Source organism: Pseudomonas fluorescens, from assembly GCF_902498195.1.
Lineage (GTDB): Bacteria > Pseudomonadota > Gammaproteobacteria > Pseudomonadales > Pseudomonadaceae > Aquipseudomonas > Aquipseudomonas fluorescens_BU.
The window spans coordinates 340,897-357,238 of record NZ_CABVIY010000002.1 but is presented as its reverse complement, the minus strand read 5'-3'; the positions used below and the strand labels follow the sequence as shown (position 1 = coordinate 357,238).

General features: G+C 60.9%; 16 protein-coding genes. 7 read left to right on the top strand and 9 right to left on the bottom strand.

Translation table 11 applies throughout. The features are described from left to right. Positions 1-145 precede the first annotated feature (145 nt). From F8N66_RS07050 to F8N66_RS07015, 7 genes are all read left to right on the top strand, one after another. Complete coding sequence (locus tag F8N66_RS07050) at positions 146-1,051, top strand: LysR substrate-binding domain-containing protein (protein ID WP_150769505.1); 906 nt, start codon at positions 146-148, stop codon at positions 1,049-1,051. A gap of 261 nt (positions 1,052-1,312) precedes the next feature. Next, positions 1,313-2,404 carry an ABC transporter ATP-binding protein gene (locus F8N66_RS07045; protein WP_150769504.1) on the top strand — a complete coding sequence of 364 codons (1,092 nt, stop codon included), beginning with the start codon at positions 1,313-1,315 and terminating at the stop codon, positions 2,402-2,404. Between the two features lie 93 nt (positions 2,405-2,497). Next, complete coding sequence (locus tag F8N66_RS07040; RefSeq protein WP_150769503.1) at positions 2,498-3,610, top strand: ABC transporter substrate-binding protein; 1,113 nt, start codon at positions 2,498-2,500, stop codon at positions 3,608-3,610. A 10-nt stretch (positions 3,611-3,620) separates the two neighbouring features. Beyond that, the gene (locus F8N66_RS07035) at positions 3,621-4,493 is read left to right on the top strand and encodes an ABC transporter permease (RefSeq protein WP_150769502.1); all 873 of its coding nucleotides are present in this window, start codon (positions 3,621-3,623) and stop codon (positions 4,491-4,493) included. Between the two features lie 7 nt (positions 4,494-4,500). Then, positions 4,501-5,328 carry an ABC transporter permease gene (locus F8N66_RS07030; protein WP_150769501.1) on the top strand — a complete coding sequence of 276 codons (828 nt, stop codon included), beginning with the start codon at positions 4,501-4,503 and terminating at the stop codon, positions 5,326-5,328. Between the two features lie 286 nt (positions 5,329-5,614). Continuing rightward, a complete protein-coding gene (locus tag F8N66_RS07025; RefSeq protein WP_150769500.1) occupies positions 5,615-6,319 on the top strand; it encodes a hypothetical protein in 705 nt (234 codons plus the stop codon). Positions 6,320-6,650: 331 nt separating this feature from the next. Then, positions 6,651-8,081 (top strand): PLP-dependent aminotransferase family protein, encoded by a 1,431-nt coding sequence (locus tag F8N66_RS07015; protein WP_150769499.1) that lies wholly within the window; start codon positions 6,651-6,653, stop codon positions 8,079-8,081. Between the two features lie 93 nt (positions 8,082-8,174). Here F8N66_RS07015 and F8N66_RS07010 read toward each other — a convergent pair whose 3' ends face one another. The 9 genes from F8N66_RS07010 to F8N66_RS06970 form a co-directional block, all read right to left on the bottom strand. After that, positions 8,175-8,975: an N-acyl homoserine lactonase family protein gene (locus F8N66_RS07010; protein WP_150769498.1), complete on the bottom strand. Its 801-nt coding sequence runs from the start codon at positions 8,973-8,975 to the stop codon at positions 8,175-8,177. A gap of 15 nt (positions 8,976-8,990) precedes the next feature. Further along, entirely contained in the window at positions 8,991-9,950 is a 960-nt protein-coding gene (locus F8N66_RS07005) for a diiron oxygenase (protein ID WP_150769497.1), read from the bottom strand. 64 nt (positions 9,951-10,014) lie between these two features. After that, positions 10,015-10,773 carry a TauD/TfdA family dioxygenase gene (locus tag F8N66_RS07000; protein ID WP_150769496.1) on the bottom strand — a complete coding sequence of 253 codons (759 nt, stop codon included), beginning with the start codon at positions 10,771-10,773 and terminating at the stop codon, positions 10,015-10,017. A gap of 21 nt (positions 10,774-10,794) precedes the next feature. Continuing rightward, the gene (locus tag F8N66_RS06995; RefSeq protein WP_150769495.1) at positions 10,795-11,667 is read right to left on the bottom strand and encodes a branched-chain amino acid aminotransferase; all 873 of its coding nucleotides are present in this window, start codon (positions 11,665-11,667) and stop codon (positions 10,795-10,797) included. A 45-nt stretch (positions 11,668-11,712) separates the two neighbouring features. Further along, positions 11,713-13,065: a KamA family radical SAM protein gene (locus F8N66_RS06990; RefSeq protein ID WP_150769494.1), complete on the bottom strand. Its 1,353-nt coding sequence runs from the start codon at positions 13,063-13,065 to the stop codon at positions 11,713-11,715. Between the two features lie 30 nt (positions 13,066-13,095). After that, on the bottom strand, positions 13,096-13,740 hold the full coding sequence (gene yfcF / locus F8N66_RS06985; protein WP_150769493.1) for a glutathione transferase: 645 nt from the start codon (positions 13,738-13,740) through the stop codon (positions 13,096-13,098). A gap of 187 nt (positions 13,741-13,927) precedes the next feature. Beyond that, positions 13,928-14,413 (bottom strand): cupin domain-containing protein, encoded by a 486-nt coding sequence (locus tag F8N66_RS06980; RefSeq protein ID WP_150769492.1) that lies wholly within the window; start codon positions 14,411-14,413, stop codon positions 13,928-13,930. Between the two features lie 82 nt (positions 14,414-14,495). Further along, complete coding sequence (locus F8N66_RS06975; RefSeq protein ID WP_150769491.1) at positions 14,496-14,990, bottom strand: RidA family protein; 495 nt, start codon at positions 14,988-14,990, stop codon at positions 14,496-14,498. A 48-nt stretch (positions 14,991-15,038) separates the two neighbouring features. Continuing rightward, a complete protein-coding gene (locus F8N66_RS06970) occupies positions 15,039-16,319 on the bottom strand; it encodes a biotin carboxylase (protein ID WP_150769490.1) in 1,281 nt (426 codons plus the stop codon). Positions 16,320-16,342 lie beyond the last annotated feature (23 nt).

The following is a 16,342-nucleotide window of genomic DNA, read 5'->3' as shown; positions in this document are numbered from 1 at the left end:
AGCAATTTGTGTCAATGACCGCACTGGTCGCCGATGCGTGAAGCTAGTATTGTTGAATCATCCGATACAACAATCGATTTTTTTTGGCCTGACTGTTCAATTTCCATCACCATACCCGTCCCATCCACCCACAGCGGAATCAGTTATGCGTTTTCCCTCTATGACAGCCCTTCGCGCTCTGGACGCGGTCGCACGCCTGGGCAGCGTCTCGGTCGCCGCCCGTGAACTGAACCTGACCCGCAGTGCCATCAGCCACCAGATCAGCAAGCTGGAGGAATGTGTCGGCTTCGCCCTGACCGAGCGTATTGGCCGGGGCATTGGCCTGACATATCAAGGTGAACGCTATGCGCGTGAGGTGCATGGGATTCTGTTGAACCTGCTCGATGCCGGCCAGTTGATCGACGACCAGGAAATCTCCGGTCGCCTGTGCATCAGTTGCGCGCCGGGGTTCGCGACCTATTGGTTGTGCCACCACATCGGTGCGTTTTTGCGTCAGTACCCGCTGGTGCAGTTGCAGCTGATTTCCCCGCGCACGCCGGACGATACCCACAACCCCAACGTCGACCTGTTCATTGCCTACGGGATTGGTGACTGGCCGGAAATGCTGGTCGAGGAAATCGTCGCGCTGCGGTTTTTCCCGGTGTGCAGCCCTCGGCTCATCAATGCGCTGGGCGGCCTGAAAACCCCGCATGAACTGGACCATTACCCGTTGCTGCACATGACCGACTATTCGGACTGGCGCATCTGGCTGACCGCCGCCGGTGCTTCGGGGGTCAACGCGCTCAGCGGCATTCTGTTCTCTGATGCGCATTGCGCGCAGTCCGCCTGCATTGCCGGCCAGGGCATCGCCATCGGCGACAACCTGATCAGCGGCGACGCCTTGTCCAAGGGGCTGCTGGTGCGTCCGTTCGACATCACCATCGACCTGCACCGTGGCTATTACCTGGCTACCGACCCGCAAAAAGCCGAGCGCGCGGTGGTCCAGGCCTTCAGCAACTGGGTCAAGACCCAACTGCAATCGTCCCACCAGACCTGGCAGGACACCCTCTGACACCGCAAACCCTGTAGGAGCGAGCCTGCTCGCGAAAAAATCCGACGCACCGCGGGGTGTCAGGTTTCGCGCGTAATCGTTCGCGACCATCGCGAGCAGGGCTCGCTCCTACAGGATGGGATTGGGTAAAAAAACTAACCAATACCAGCAAAATAATTCCATTGATGTAGCGATATTTTTAACAATAATGAGCCCAAAGCCCATGTCGGATTTGCATCCGTCCTCGATCGTCATATGGGCAATAAAAAGAGGAACTCGATAGTGTCCAGCCGTTCAGCGATTCAGCTCAGCGCACAAGGTATCAGCCAGTATTACGGTCGTTTCGCGGCGCTGGATAACGTCGACCTTGACGTTCGCCAAGGCGAATTCCTTACCCTGCTGGGCCCTTCCGGTTCGGGCAAGACCACCTTGCTGATGATCCTGGCAGGCTTCCTCAGCCCGACCGCGGGCAAGCTGATGGAGCAAGGCGTCGACATCATCAAGCGCCCCGCCGAGCAGCGTAATTTCGGCATGGTGTTCCAGGGCTACGCGCTGTTCCCGCACATGACCGTGGCCGAAAACGTCGCCTACCCGCTGCGCATTCGCAAAGTCGCGGCCGAAGAGCGCCAACGCCGGGTCAAGCACATTCTCGAAGTGGTCGGCCTTGGCGCACACATGCACAAGAAGCCCGCTGAAATGTCCGGCGGCCAGCAACAGCGCGTGGCGATTGCCCGGGCGCTGGTGTTCGAGCCGGAACTGCTGCTGCTCGACGAACCGCTGTCGGCCCTGGACAAGAACCTGCGCGAACAGCTGCAAACCGAATTGCAACGCATCCACCGCCAGGTCGGCACCAGCTTCGTGTTCGTCACCCACGACCAGAACGAAGCCCTGGCGCTGTCGTCGCGCATCGCGATTTTCAACCATGGCAAGCTGACCCAGGTCGACACTCCGGAAAACATCTACAACCGTCCCGAGAGCCGTTTTGTCGCCGAATTCCTGGGCAAGATGAACCTGTTCCCGCTCGATGGCCTGACCCGCAACGGCCCGACCGCCAGCGGCCGCTGCGGCACCAGCGTGCTGCACGCCCTCGCCCCGTCGCCGCTGGGCAACCAGCCGATCGTGCTGGCGGTGCGCCCCGAACACATGGACTTGCACAGCGAGTGCCCGAACCGCGACGGCTACAACGTGATGCCCGCGCAACTCACCGACAAGGTCTATCAGGGTTCAAGCACCCACCTGGCGCTCAAGGTCGGTGGCGATACCTTGCCGATCAACCTGTCCGTGCCCGGCAATCACCCTGGCGCATTGATGCCCAGCGGCGCGCCGGTCTGGCTGAGCTGGCCGGTACAGCAGAGCTTCCTGCTGCCAGCCTGAAGCCCTGAAAAACTTGCCTCACCCAGCGCTCTTCCAATGACAACAATAAGGCCGGTGCCCCAGGAGGCGCCCGCCGCTTGAGGACTTGCCCCCATGCGCCAGGATCACCAACAAGACTGCATCGAAGTGCTTATCGAAAAGGCCCGTGACGGTCAGATCAACCGTCGCACCTTCATCCAGGCCATGGGCCTGCTGGCGGCGGTGCCCCTGGCGCTGCGCAGCGGTATCAGCTGGTCGGCCGACAAGCCGCTGGTGGTGGTCAACTGGGGTGGCGATGCCCTGAACGCCTTCCGTTCGGCATGGACCGACACCTTCACCAAGAACACCGGCATTCAAGTGCGCATCGACGGCGCCGGCCCGACCGAGGGCGCGATCCGCTCGCAGCTGGCCAGCGGACAGCCGAGCTGGGACGTGGTCGATGTCGAGAGCTACAGCGCCCTGGTGCTGGGCCGGGAAAAGATCCTGCAACCGCTGGACTACAACGTGATCAAGCGCGACCAGGTCGCCCCGGCACTCGCCTCCGATTTCGGCATCGCCAGCTATCAGTTCAGCTACGTGATGGCTTGGGACAGCGCAAAGTTCGGCGACAACGGGCCGAAGACCTGGGCTGATTTCTGGGACGTGAAGAAATTCCCCGGCAAACGCACGCTGTACAAATGGATGAACGGGATGCTCGAAGCGGCATTGCTCGCCGACGGCGTTCCGGCCGATCAGCTGTACCCGCTGGATGTGCCACGGGCGATGAAGAAGATCGACGAGATCAAACCCCACGTGCTGTCGTTCTGGAGCTCGGGCGCCGAGAGCCAGCAACTGATGGTCGACGGCGAAGTGTCGGTCGGCGCGATCTGGCATACCCGCGCCAAGCTGCTCAGCGAAGACACCGACAATCGCGTGCGCTGGAGTTTCGACAACGGCTTCATCAACTCCAGCAGCTGGGCGGTACTGCAAGGCAACCCGGCGGGCACGCCAGCGGCGATGCAGTTCATCCAGTACGCCTTGCAGCCTGAAGGCCAGCTCAAACTGTTCGAAGCGCTGGGCAACGGCCCGTCGAACAGCGCCACCGAGAAACTGATGTCGCCTGAGCAACTGGACGCCAACTGCGCCTCCGAAGCGAACCTGAAAAAACAGATCGCCCTCAATGCCCAGTGGTACGCCGATCACTACTCCAAGGCTCTGGAAGAGTATTTGACGCACCTGTCCAAGTGAGCCATCGATCATGACCATCACAATGACGTCCACCCTGAGCAAGCCCAAGGCCCGGTTCGGTTCGCCGGGCCTGGAACGTGGCTTGCTGCTGTTCCCGCTGCCGGTGTTGCTGCTGGTTTTCTACGTGCTGCCGTTTCTCGGCGTGGTCGGCTGGAGCTTTTCGCTGCCGACCCCCGGCATCGAGCAATACCAGCGCATCGCCACTGACCCGGCGATCCACGACATGCTCTGGCGCACCTTGCGCCTGTGCATGACGGTCAGTTGCCTGGCCTTGGCAATTGGCTATCTGCTGGCGTACTGCTGGGTGTTCAGCCCGCCGTTCTGGCAACGGGTGGTGGAGATCTGCATCTTCATTCCGTTCTGGATTTCCGTGCTGGTGCGCGCCTTCGGCTGGCTGATCGCCCTGCGCAGCAATGGTGTGCTCAACAACGGCCTGATGGGCATGGGCCTGATCGATCAACCGCTGCAATTGAGCCGCAATGAAATCGGCGTGGTCATCGGCATGCTCCACGTGATGATCCCGTACGCGGTGTTCCCGCTGCTGTCGACCATGCGCCAACTGGACTCGCGCGTGCTCATGGCCTCTCGCGGCCTGGGTGCCGGCGCCCTGCGCACCTTTTGGCAAGTGCTGCTGCCGCAGACCGTCCCGGGCATGCTCGGTGCGTTCATCATGGTCTTCGTGTTCTGCCTGGGCTTCTTCATCACCCCGGTGCTGCTGGGTGGCGGGCAAACGGTGATGATCGCCGAGTACGTGTTCCTGCAAATGTTCCAGACCAGCAACTGGGGCCTGGGGGCTGCACTGAGCGTGGTGCTGCTGGCCCTGGTCAGCGCGCTGATCTGGGTGCTGCTGAAAATGACCCGCGTGAACCGACTGGTAGGCTGAGACAACTATGAATACTCATCGCACAAGCCTGAGCACCCGGCTGCTGGCCGTGGTCGCCATGGCCTTCATGCTGTTCCCGCTGCTGACAGTCATTCCGGTGTCGTTCACCAGCAAGCGCTTCCTGTCGATGCCCGAGGGCAACTGGTCGTTGCGCCACTACGAGGCGCTGGTCAGCAACCCTGACTGGTTCCACGCCATCAGCCAGAGCCTGACCATCGCCTTCGCCACCAGCGTCATCGCCACGCTGCTGGCCGCCAGCTTCAGCCTCGGCATCTGGTACATGCGCTCGAAACTGGCCACGGCGCTGATCGGCCTGGTGCTGTTGCCGATGGCGATTCCGCCGGTGATTTCCGCGCTGGTGCTGTACTTCATGGAAACCAGGCTCGGCCGCTTCGCCCCGGGCATGGGCTACGACACCCTGACCGGCGTCGTAATTGCCCACGTGATAATGGTGGTGCCGTATGGCGTGGTGACCATGCTGGTTGCCCTCAGCCAGATTGACCGACGCATCGAACTGGCCTCGCGCAACCTCGGCGCCAGCCTGATGCAGACCACCTTCATGGTGATCCTGCCGAACCTGAAACTGGGCCTGGCCTCCACCGCGCTCTTGGGTTTTGCCCTGTCGTGGGAAGAAGTGGCGGTGACACTGTTCATCACCAGCGTCAACGTCGACACCCTGCCCAAACGCATCTGGAGCGGCCTGCGCGATAACGTCGACCCAAGCGTCGCGGCGATTTCGGTGCTGTTGATCTCGCTGACCCTGCTGGTGTTGATCGGGCGGCTGGTGGTGCAGCATCTGGCGGATAAACGGGCGCAGAAGCTGTTGCATCCGTAGGCATGTCCCAATAAAAAGCCCCGCTTCGTCAAGAACGCGGGGCTTTTTTGTTTTTCTGTAGGAGCGAGCACGCTCGCGATGGACGTCAACGATAACGCCGGCAGCCTGACACCCCGCGGTGTCCGGGCGTTCATCGCGAGCGTGCTCGCTCCTACAGGAGGCAAAAACATGACCAGCCGCCCGTTGGGCCGTGACAACGCCGCCCCGGTCCAATAGATTAGTCGGCCTGAAAAAGCCCCCAAGCTTTCTCGCCTCTATTCAAGCTCAAAGAAGTAGTGAAATTTCAATGTCCGATTCCAACACCGCTGAATCCGTAGTCACCCTGTCGTCCAAAGCGGAATACGAAAACTCCATCAATCTTTCACAACACGTTTCCCAGGCGAAAACCATCAGCGAGATGGTGCTGGACGCTTTCCAGTCCAGCCGCGAAAGCGACCAGATCCGCGAGCTGCGCGTCGCGATCCGCCAGGCACATGACAGCTTCGACGATGACAAGGCCTATGAACTGATGGGCCAGCTCAAGCAACTCAAGGATGCCGAGGCCGCCGACATCGCCGCCCTGGAAGACCTGAGCAGCAAGTTCCCGATCAGCCGCATCCTGTCCAGCTTCAAGGACGATCCGGCGTTTCAGGAAATCGTCTACGGCCTGGCGCTCAAGGTGCTGAACCAGACCCACCAGGCGATCAGCAACCCGAGCGGCGGCAAGACCAAGGCGGCACGGGCCAAGAAAGAAGCCGAAGTGTTCACCATCAGCAAGGACGGCATCAGCGTCACCCTGCCGCTGCGCACACCGCGCTCGCGCCTGAACGTTGATCGCGAAGCCCTGGAATTCCTCGGTTTCACCTTCGTTGGCGAAGGCGAGGAAGCCGAGCTGGAAAGCGAAACCTTCATCGACAACAGCGGCGCCGAACAAGCCGCCAACCGCAAGAACATCATCACCGCCCTGCAACAGCAGACCGCGTTCGACGGCTACAGCATCGCCGCGCAGTAATCCATGCCCCTCCTGTAGGAGCTGCCGCAGGCTGCGATCTTTTGATCTTGAAAAGCAAAATCAAAAGATCGCAGCCTGCGGCAGCGCCTACTGAGGGTCAGGTGACCTGATCGAGGTTGCTGCCCCCCCCCCAAAAAAAGCCCCGCCCCAGTGCGGGGCTTTTTATTGCCCGTGATTCGGGCAAATCCGCGATTACTCTTCCAGTATCCACGACAACACAACACGTCCCTTCACCCACCAGCACCACGGGGCCGCCTGCTCTGAACTAGGTCGTGGAGCGCCATCTCACCGTCCAGCCTCTGACCTCAGTGGTGCGACTGCTGAGGTCACCATGAACACGACCCCTTTATACCGTCAGTTGGCCAACCATTACCTGGACGCCATCCGCAGCGGCACCCTGAAAACCGGTGAGCGCTTTCCTTCGATTCGGCTGATGATGGAGAAACATGCGGTCAGCCTGTCGACCGCGGTGCAGGTCTGCCGCGAGCTCGAAGACTACGGCGTGCTGGAAGCGCGGCCACGCTCCGGCAACTACATTCGCCAGCCCGACACGCCGGCCAAACCTGCCCTTCCTCCGCTCCCCCCAACTCTGGATACCGGCGTTTATGTCGGCATTCACGAACAGGTGTCATCGGTGCTCAAGGCCAGTCAACGGGCGACGATCAAGGTCAACTTCGCCAGCGCCTACTGTGCGCCGGCGCTGTATCCGCTCAAGACCCTGCAGGACAACATGATCAAGGCGCTGCGCCAGGACCCGCAGCTGTTCGGCACCACCAGCCCGACTGGCGGCAACATCGCGTTGCGCCATCTGCTTGCCCGCCGGGCGCTGAACGCCAAGACCCAACTGAGCGCCGAGCGCATCGTGATCACCAACGGCGCAACCGAAGCGATCAACCTGGCCTTGCGTGCAGTGACCCAACCGGGCGATACGGTGGCCGTGGAATCGCCGACCTTCTACGGGTTGCTGCAAATCCTCGAAAGCCTGAACCTGCGGGTGCTGGAAGTCCCCGCATCGAGCCACGGCGGGATCAACCTGGCGGCCCTCGAACAGTTGCTGCAAGGTCCGGAGCGGATCACGGCCCTGATCGTCATTCCCAACCTGCACAACCCCTTGGGCAGCATCATGCCCGACGCCAACAAGGCGCGGCTGGTGCAACTGTGTGCCGCGCACGACACCGTGCTGATCGAGGACGACACCTATGGCGACCTGGTGGACACCGAGCAACCGTTGTCCACGCTCAAGCATTGGGACCGCGACGACAACCTGATCTATTGCGCCTCGCTGAACAAAACCCTGGCACCGGGCATGCGCCTGGGCTGGATCAGCGCCGGCAAATGGCACGACCGCGTGGAAATGCTCAAGCACACTCAGTCCCGTGGCTGCGAAGCGTTATCGCAACGGGCGGTCAGTGCGTTCATGGGCACACCGTCCTACGAACGCTACCTGCGTCGTTTGCGCAAAACCCTGACGCAACAGCGCCAGCAGATGAGCGCGGCGATCTTGCGCCACTTTCCCGAAGGCACGAGCGTGACCGCTCCCCAGGGCGGGACGTTGCTGTGGGTGGAACTGCCCCACGAGTGTTCGTCCATGGTGCTGTTTCATGAGGCCTTGAACGTCGGCATCCAGATTTCACCGGGGGGGATTTTTTCCAATTCCAAACGGTTCGATCACTTTGTGCGCATTGGGTGTGGAGCGCCGTATTCGCCGAGGATTGATGAGGCATTGCAGACCCTCGGCCAGATCCTCAAGACCCAACGCTGACACATCCCCTGTAGGAGCTGCCGAAGGCTGCGATTTTTTGATCTTCAAATTCAAAATCAAAAGATCGCAGCCTTCGGCAGCTCCTACAGGGATTTAAAGGGGGGGCAAGTGCAGGCAGATGATATGGGGGTCATCATTCCAATGCGGAAAGCGCTCGGCGATCAGCGGGTCGTGGCCGGGGATGACGTGGTCTTCGCTGTCGGCCAGGCGCTCGATTTCGCTGAAGGCTTCAAGGGTTTGCGCCATGTCATCGAGGATCGGAAACGGACTGCGCTGGCGAATGTTGACCCACAGGTGCGCGGCATCCGACGCCAGCACGATCCAGCCGCGCTCGGTGTTGACCCGCACCACCTGGCTACCGGGCGTGTGCCCGCCCACCCCATGCAGCGTGACGCCGGGCAGCACTTCGGCGGTGCCACGGTGCAAGCGCATGCGCCCTTCGAACAGCGGCGGCAGGGCCGACATCACGTCTTCGACCTCGTAGGTTTTATTCACCGTGCGATGGGCCATTTTCGGCCCGGTGCAAAAACGCAATTCCGCCTCCTGCAGATGCACCGTCGCCTTGGGAAACAACCCCAGGTTGCCGGCATGGTCCCAGTGCAAATGGGTCAGGATCAGTTGCTCGACCTGCGCCGGATCGATGTCCAGTTGCCGCAGGGAATCTTCCGGCAAACGATACATCTGCCGGTTGCGCCGATCCGCCGTGGCCGGCTGAAAACAGGTGTCGACGACAATCACCGTGTGCCCGTTGCGGATCACCCAGAAGTAATAGTCCAGCGGCATCGGCGCATTCGGATCACCGCAGCAGGCGTCGTAGAGGAAGTTCTCCCGGGCGGTGCGCTGGGCATTGGCGCCGACACGGATGGCGAACACTTCGTACACAGGAACAGACATGCACACCTCCCGGATTCACGCCGCCGCGTTGGCGTTCATGGTCGGACGAAAATCGAAGTCAATCTGCTCGCTGATGCCCAGGTCCTGCGCCAATTTATGCAGGCCGCTGTAGTCGCGCATGATCGTCGCGTTCTTGTTGCTCTCGCGGGTGTCGGCAATGATCAGTGCGGCGTCCGCCACCCCAAGCTGCGTCAGGATCGCTTCCCACATCGAGTAGTCCTGCGCGACAAAGGCACTCAGCGCCACCGACAAATTGCGTGCGAAAAATTCCCGCTGGACAGGCTGCATGTTGCCGTACATGACCTTCGCCACCTCGGCCAGCACCTTGCTGTGGGCGTATTCGTCGCGGTTGTGCATTTGCGCCACGCGACTGTTTTGCGGCTGGATGCTCTGGTCATCGGCCAACAGATCCAGGTACGCGTTGACGCTGATCTCGGCCACCACTGCAAAAGTGATCGCCGCCAGGTCTTTCTGCCATTGCTCGGTCAGTGTTTCGCGCAGGGCCAGCAGACGCAGGTAGGTCACTGATGGCGGCAAGTCCAGATCCTGATCCAGCGCCCGCTCAAGCTTGGTCCGTTCGATCGCCCGCAGGTGCATGAGCGTGTGGTAGTGCTCGTCGATCAAGGTCTGCTGCATGGCCTCGCGAAAGTGCCAGTCGTCCTTGCCAAGGTACTGATTGGCAATGACGCTCAACGCCGGATTGACCACGTGCTCCTCGGCGGTGACGGTGCGCAGGTTGTAGCCGATCCAGCCCCAGGTCACCACGCTGCTCTTGAGCTCATCGCTCAGGGCCTGGAATTTGGGGTGGTGAAAAAACGGCACCATGCACTCCGGATAGTCCGGACGCGCCGGGTCGAATACCTCCAGGGCCGATGCCTTGTCCGGCGAGCACACCGTGGCGCGCCGGGTCCATGCCTGATTGAGCCGCACGATCAGTTGATGATCGACCTTGGCGATCTCGATTGCTGTTTGCATGACGCGATACCTGTTGGACGCGTACCCGCTCAGGGGTACGCCGATGGAATAAGGGACGGAAGATTCAGGCCAGCCAGTAGCGGGTCAGGTTTCGCGCCGGGTCAGTGTATCGGCTGCGCGCGTGAATCATGCGCCAGTTGTCCCAAATCAGCAGGCAGCCGTCGGGAATCAGCACCGGAACGTTGTGCTCGACGAAATACGCTTCGCCCAGCACGGCGAACCTGGCCAGCGGCGCGTCATTGTTGGCCACCAGGGATTGCTGCAACGCTTCCTTCGACGGGTTCACATCGCCGTAGTGAAACTGGTTGTAGCTGAAGCGGAAAATGTCGCCGTCCTCGGTAGGCGTCAGGATGTATTCCTTGACCCGACGCTGGCCCGGTTCGCCGGGTTTGGCGGTTGCAACGAATTCCACGGGCGTGTCATCCAGCCATTCACGCAGCTCGGGGTCACTGCGCTCCAGTGACTTCAAGAACTCATAGCCGTCCACCAGCCCCGTATGGCCGCCACCGCAGGTGGCCTGGCGATGGCAATGCAACGCCAGATAACGCGGTGGCGGGCCATACACCGGTGCTTCGGTGTGCGGGCCGATGCCGTTCATGCTCTGGGAGTACGGCAAGTCTTCGTAGCCTGGCTTGCGGGTGATGGCGAAAGCGGTCTGCCCGTTGAACTGCGGAATGACCGGACCGAACTCATGCAAGGTGCCGACAACGTCGTGGGCAAATTCCCCCGGCGTCAGCACCGTCCAGCCACGGCGCGACAACTCCTCATGGCGATGGCCCAGCGAAACGTAAGGTTGAGACGCAACAATCCCTTGATCTGACATGGTGAGATTCCTGGCGGTTTATCAGGCGTTGACGGTTGAGGTGTAGGCGGCAATCAATTCACGACAGGCCTTGCCCGGTCGGTAGTGCTGCTCGTCGATGCTTTGCACCGGGGTGATTTCGGCGGCGGTCCCGGTCAGGAAACATTCGTCGAAGTCGCCCAGTTGCGCCGGCAGAATCGTGGTTTCGATGACCTGGTAATCCAGGGCCTGGGCCAGTTCGATGACGGTCTGACGGGTAATGCCATTGAGGAAACAATCCGGCAGCGGCGTGTACAGGTTCCGCCCCCTGGCGAAGAACACGTTGGCGCTGGTGGCTTCGGCGACGTGGCCGCGCCAGTCAAGCATCAAGGCATCGTGGTAGCCGTGGTTTTCCGCGTCGTGCTTGCTCAGCGTGGCGATCTGGTAATGCCCCGACGCCTTGGCTTCAAAGGGGCTGCTGCCCGGTGGCGGGCGGCGCCACGTTGCCGTCTTCAAACGGATGCCGGCCATGCGCGCCGCCGGGTCGAAGTAGCTCGGCCATTGCCAGCAGGCAATCGCCACATGCACGCGGTTGAAACGCGCCGAGGTGGAAATCATCTCGCTGCCGCGCCAGGCCACCGGTCGCAGATAACCCTCGACCACGTTGTTGCGTCGCAGCAGTTCATGACTGGCCGCTTCCAGTTCGGCCGGTTCAAACGGGATGGCAAAATCCATCAACTGCGCCGAGCGATACAAACGCCCGGTGTGCTCGCGCAGCTTGAAGATTTTGCCGTTGTAGACACGCTCCCCTTCATACACCGTGCTCGCGTAATGCAAGCCGTGGCTCAGCACATGCAGGCGCGCCTGGGACCACTCGACGAACTCGCCGTCGAGCCAGATCCATCCTTCGCGTTGATCAAACGGGATACCGCTCATGTCCTTGTCTCCCCGAAATTCAAACTCTTTTGTGCCAGAAAAGCCCTACGCCGTTTGCAGCAACACCGGTATCAATTCCGGCGCTGGCGCCAGCAACCGCTCAGGCTCGGTCTGAAAGAAAAACCCACGCTCGCCGAAGGCCGGGCGCAGTTCGTCGAACCAGGTCGCCTGCGGGTCGAAGCGTGCATAGAAGGTGCGCAATACCCATTGCGGGTCCCGGGCCTGGAGGAACTGCAGCACGAAGACTTTTTCCCCGGCGACGGTCTCGATGCCATTGATCAGCACCTTGCCGTAGAAGGTGCTCATGGACGGCCCGCGCACCGTGCGCGCCAGCCCGGACACCGTGCGGTACGCCGCCTGGAAGATTTCGAACGCCCGCGCCAGCGGCATGGCGAAGTAATGACTGGGGCCGGTGTCACGCTCGACGAACATGTAATACGGCACCGCCCCCAGCCGCACGCCTTCGGTCCACAGCGCCGCCCAATCGGCGGGGTTTTCGTTGATGTGGCGGATCACCGGCGCTTGCATGCGCAAGGTGGCGCCCGTGGAGCGAATGCGTTCGACCGCTTGCCGGGCGATGTCCTGGCGAAGCTCCACCGGGTGGTTGTAGTGGCCCATGATCGAGAGGTTTTTCCCCGCCGCGACGATCCGCCGGAACAGGGCCAGCAACTCGGGCGCGTCCTTGTCGCTGACAAAGCGCTGCGGCCAGTACGCCACGGATTTGGTGCCGAGGCGGATGCTTTTCAGGTGCGGCAGTTCCAGCAGTGGCTCGATGTAACTGGCCAGCGAGCGGGTGTTCATGATCAGCGGATCGCCCCCGGTGATCAGTACATCCGTGACTTCGGTGTGCACCCGCAGGTAACTCACCAGCTCCTGGGATTCCCGGGCGTTGAACTTCAGTTCTTCCTCACCGATGAACTGCGCCCAACGGAAACAGAAGGTGCAATAGGCGTGACAGGTCTGACCGGCACCGGGGAAAAACAGCACAGTCTCACGGTACTTGTGCTGAATGCCCGGCAGGACCTTTCCGTCGAGGGTCACGCCGTTGTGCGTCAACTGCCCGGCCGGATGGGGGTTCATGCGCAGCCAGATCGCTTCGATCCGGCGCTTGATGGCCGGGGCGTCGTCCTGTTCGATCAGCTGCTTGAGCGAGGTGTATTCGTCCGGCAGCAGCATGTCCCTGTGGGGGAAGGTCATGCGGAAAATCGGATCCTCCGGGATGTTATTCCAGTCGATCAAGGTGCCGAGTACATATTCATTGGTGCGAAACGGCATGACCCGGGCGACGACGGTCATGGCTTCCTGCAGCGCTGGCGTCAGCTTTAGCCAGTACGGCGTGTCGCGAATGGTCCGTGCGTTATAGGGCTTGTATCTTTCCTGCTCCGACATTCCCTGCATGGCAGCGCTCCTGATGATGGCTGGCGACGGTTACTGGATGACTGGCGCGACGCGCGCTATGTCCATCCATGCCCGGACGCTGTCGCGATCCCACTGGCGGCGGACATAGTCGGCGAGACGCGCCGGCACCGGATCCCCCTGGGCGAGCAATCGGTTGAGCATGATGGCCAGGTCGGTGTCGGCGATGCTCCAGTCACCGAACAGATGCTCGGCGCCCTCTTCCAGCAAGCGATCGGCGACAAAGAACAGGCGCTCGACCGCCGCCTTGGCCTCATCGGACAGCGGGTTGAGGGGCTTGGCGAAGTAGACCCGGTCAAACGGACGCTCCTTGCGCACCACCAGCAGATCGCTGCGCAACCAGGCCTGGAGTTGACGGGCACGGGCGCGTTGCCTGATGTCTTGCGGGAAGAGTTTTGTATGCCCCGGTGAGAGTTCATCCAGGTATTCAGCAATGGCGGAAGATTCCGACAGGGCAAACCCTTCATGAACCAGGGTGGGTATTTTGCAAGTGAGGGAAAGATCACGATAAGTTTCTTGATAGTTCTCCCGCGCCTTCAAGTCCACCGCGACAAACTCAAAAGAAAGTTGCTTTTCCCTGAGTGCAACAAATGCCGACATCGCAAAGGCACTGATGAAATCCGCACCGACATAGAGTTTGAGTTTCGTACTTTCCATAGAACACTCCCTTTCAATGGCCGCATTGATTAACGTGCATTGGAAGTGATCGTAGTAAGTTGATTCGAGGCTGGATAGATACAGAATTTGTCTGTTTCAATCGATACAGAAAGTTGATATTGCACAGCAATTTCCAGCAGCAGGCGGGGCCTGCTGCTGGAGCCAACGGGTAGAAATCGGGAAGGGATTACAGCGCGGAGGTGATCAGCCCGTGGCTGTCGGCGAAGTTGGACAACAGTGCCATTTGCGGCATGTTGCTCAGGTTGAGCATGGCCAGCGGCGCGCTGGCGCTGGTGTTGACGAAGCCGTGTCGGGTCCAGGCCGGCACCAGCAACACGTCGCCACTGCCGACGTTCACCTCGTCGGCCTCGCCCAGGGTCAACAGGCCGCTGCCGGACTGGATGACAAACAGATGCCACCAGGAATGGGCATGCCCGTTGAGCACTTCGCCCGGGTTGAGCCATTGCATGGCAATCCCCATCCCGGGCGTGACTTCGCACCCCGCGATGCTCTTGTCGTGCGCCAGGGCGACGATATCGACGTCACTGTCCGCCAATGCTTGAGGCAAGTTCGCCAGTTCGGCGCCCTTCCACACCTTCGGACTTAGCGACTGATGATGCAAACTTTGACGAAAATCCTTATATAAAAAAAACGCACCTTGAAAGTTATCCACTCGCACGTTCCTTTTTTATATTCAATACGTAAGCGCTGAACCTTAAGTTAACGGTTCAGCGCTGTAAAGCCGGCTGTTTTATTTATAAAACCGATGGACGCAAGGCGGCAATCATGTCCACTTCTATCGCGGCATTTTTCGGCAACTGGTAAACACCGACTGTGGTACGCGTATGTTTCCCGGCATCGCCCAACACATGACTGAAGACATCCGAGGCGCCGTTGGCCACTTCACTGAGGTCAACGAAGTCCGCCGTGGATTTCACATACACCGTGACCCGGATCAGCGACTTGATTTTATCCAGTGAACCGATGGCATCGACGATCAGCGCCAGGCCGCGCATCGCGCTGATGCTGGCCGCCGCTTGCGCATCCGCCAGGCTGAGGTCCAGCCCGACACGGCCGGGGTAGTGAATCTTGCCATTCATGCGCGGCACCATGCCGCTGATGTACAGCTCATCGTGATGACGGATCAGCGGTGCGTAATGGCCGCCCGCGGTATTCTCGCCGTAGATGTCATAACCGAATTCCTGTGCCAGGGCGATGAAGCGTTCATCACAGGTCATGTGTTCAATCATTGCTTTACCCTCTTGCTCAATACTGCAAAAAACATCGATCCCTGCACGTCAGCCTACGGCCCTTGCGGGCGGTGCCAGGCTGGTGATCCCGATCCTTGATTCGATGGCCTCGGCCAGGCGCAACAGGTCATTGCTGAGCTGCCCGTAGTGTTCGTTGAACAACACGATGTGGCCGATGAACGAGAAGTTGTCTTTCACCAGGGCGCTGACCGAATCACCGACGCGCTTGGCGTACTGCCCTTCCACCAGCTCGATGTGCAGCGCCCGCGCCAACGCCTCGATGTCGGGCGTTGTCCGTAAAATGCCGCCGGCCGGCGCCCTGAGCAGGCGAATGCCGCAATAGCCGCGACGCACCGGTTCGTGGTGTTCGACCTTGCCTTCCACGGCCCAGCGAACCCAGCGCTCCCACGGGTTGAAATCGACGAAGGCCCGCCGCGCCAGGTCCCAGATGTGCATGCCGCCGGGGCGCATGTTGGTTTCCACGGCCGAGGTGAATTGGTCGGCCCGGTGGAACACTTCGTTGTGCCAGGCGCCGTTGTCCGCGGACACCAGGTTGGCCATGTGGCGACCGGCAGCCATCAGCCGGCCCTGGATATCCGCCGCCAAGGGTGCGGGCACCACTTGCTGGATCTCGGCGCGGTAAGCGCCTTCGGTGGTGGTTTTTTCGGTGACCCAGGTGCTGCCGGCGACGCAGTCCCAGCTGTATTCCCGGGCGTTCTGGATCAACTCTTCGAGGACGATGCCACCCTCGCGATAGGGTTTGAGCGCGTGCCAGGCGTCATCGCATTCCGATGGATGATGGATCACCCGACAACCGCGGCTGGCGCCCTCGCAGGCGGGTTTGATGAAGGCCTTGCCACCCAGCTCGACCACGCGCTGGCGCAGCTCCGGCAGGCTCTCGACCCGAGCGGAAAACACCGGGCGATAGTGTTCCGGCGAGGTCGCGGCCGTCGCTTCGAGCCGGCGAAAAATCTGTTTGTCCAGGCCGGCCCGTGCCTCGGCCGGCGTAATGCCGGGCAAGCCGAAATGGTTGGCCAGGGCCGCACCCAGCAACACGCCGCGATCCGAGAACGGCAGCACGCCGATCAGCTTCCAGCGGTCGGCATTCAGGCAGCCGACCACCAGTTCAAGGGAGGCCGGCACGTCCTTCTCGGCCAGCGATGTGCTGCAGACGTGGTCGGCGACCTGATCGTCGTGGGGCTGGATCTGCTCGACCAGCAATATCAGCCGGGCGTTATAGAGCGACTTGCACAGCTCGCGCAGCTTCTGGATATCGTGAACCCGGCTGCCGTTGTACCCGACCACTACGACGCATGAAGTCGTATTCATAATGCCCCCGACTTGCAAAGTGA

Bases quoted from the DNA above. Each gene is read 5' to 3' on its own strand.
- F8N66_RS07000 (WP_150769496.1), bottom strand. From the start codon at position 10,773: ATGTCAGATCAAGGGATTGTTGCGTCTCAACCTTACGTTTCGCTGGGC.
- F8N66_RS07005 (WP_150769497.1), bottom strand. From the start codon at position 9,950: ATGCAAACAGCAATCGAGATCGCCAAGGTCGATCATCAACTGATCGTG.
- F8N66_RS07035 (WP_150769502.1), top strand. From the start codon at position 3,621: ATGACCATCACAATGACGTCCACCCTGAGCAAGCCCAAGGCCCGGTTC.
- F8N66_RS07010 (WP_150769498.1), bottom strand. From the start codon at position 8,975: ATGTCTGTTCCTGTGTACGAAGTGTTCGCCATCCGTGTCGGCGCCAAT.
- F8N66_RS06990 (WP_150769494.1), bottom strand. From the start codon at position 13,065: ATGCAGGGAATGTCGGAGCAGGAAAGATACAAGCCCTATAACGCACGG.
- F8N66_RS06995 (WP_150769495.1), bottom strand. From the start codon at position 11,667: ATGAGCGGTATCCCGTTTGATCAACGCGAAGGATGGATCTGGCTCGAC.
- F8N66_RS06975 (WP_150769491.1), bottom strand. From the start codon at position 14,990: ATGATTGAACACATGACCTGTGATGAACGCTTCATCGCCCTGGCACAG.
- F8N66_RS07025 (WP_150769500.1), top strand. From the start codon at position 5,615: ATGTCCGATTCCAACACCGCTGAATCCGTAGTCACCCTGTCGTCCAAA.
- F8N66_RS07015 (WP_150769499.1), top strand. From the start codon at position 6,651: ATGAACACGACCCCTTTATACCGTCAGTTGGCCAACCATTACCTGGAC.
- F8N66_RS07040 (WP_150769503.1), top strand. From the start codon at position 2,498: ATGCGCCAGGATCACCAACAAGACTGCATCGAAGTGCTTATCGAAAAG.
- F8N66_RS07030 (WP_150769501.1), top strand. From the start codon at position 4,501: ATGAATACTCATCGCACAAGCCTGAGCACCCGGCTGCTGGCCGTGGTC.
- F8N66_RS06970 (WP_150769490.1), bottom strand. From the start codon at position 16,319: ATGAATACGACTTCATGCGTCGTAGTGGTCGGGTACAACGGCAGCCGG.
- F8N66_RS07050 (WP_150769505.1), top strand. From the start codon at position 146: ATGCGTTTTCCCTCTATGACAGCCCTTCGCGCTCTGGACGCGGTCGCA.
- yfcF (WP_150769493.1), bottom strand. From the start codon at position 13,740: ATGGAAAGTACGAAACTCAAACTCTATGTCGGTGCGGATTTCATCAGT.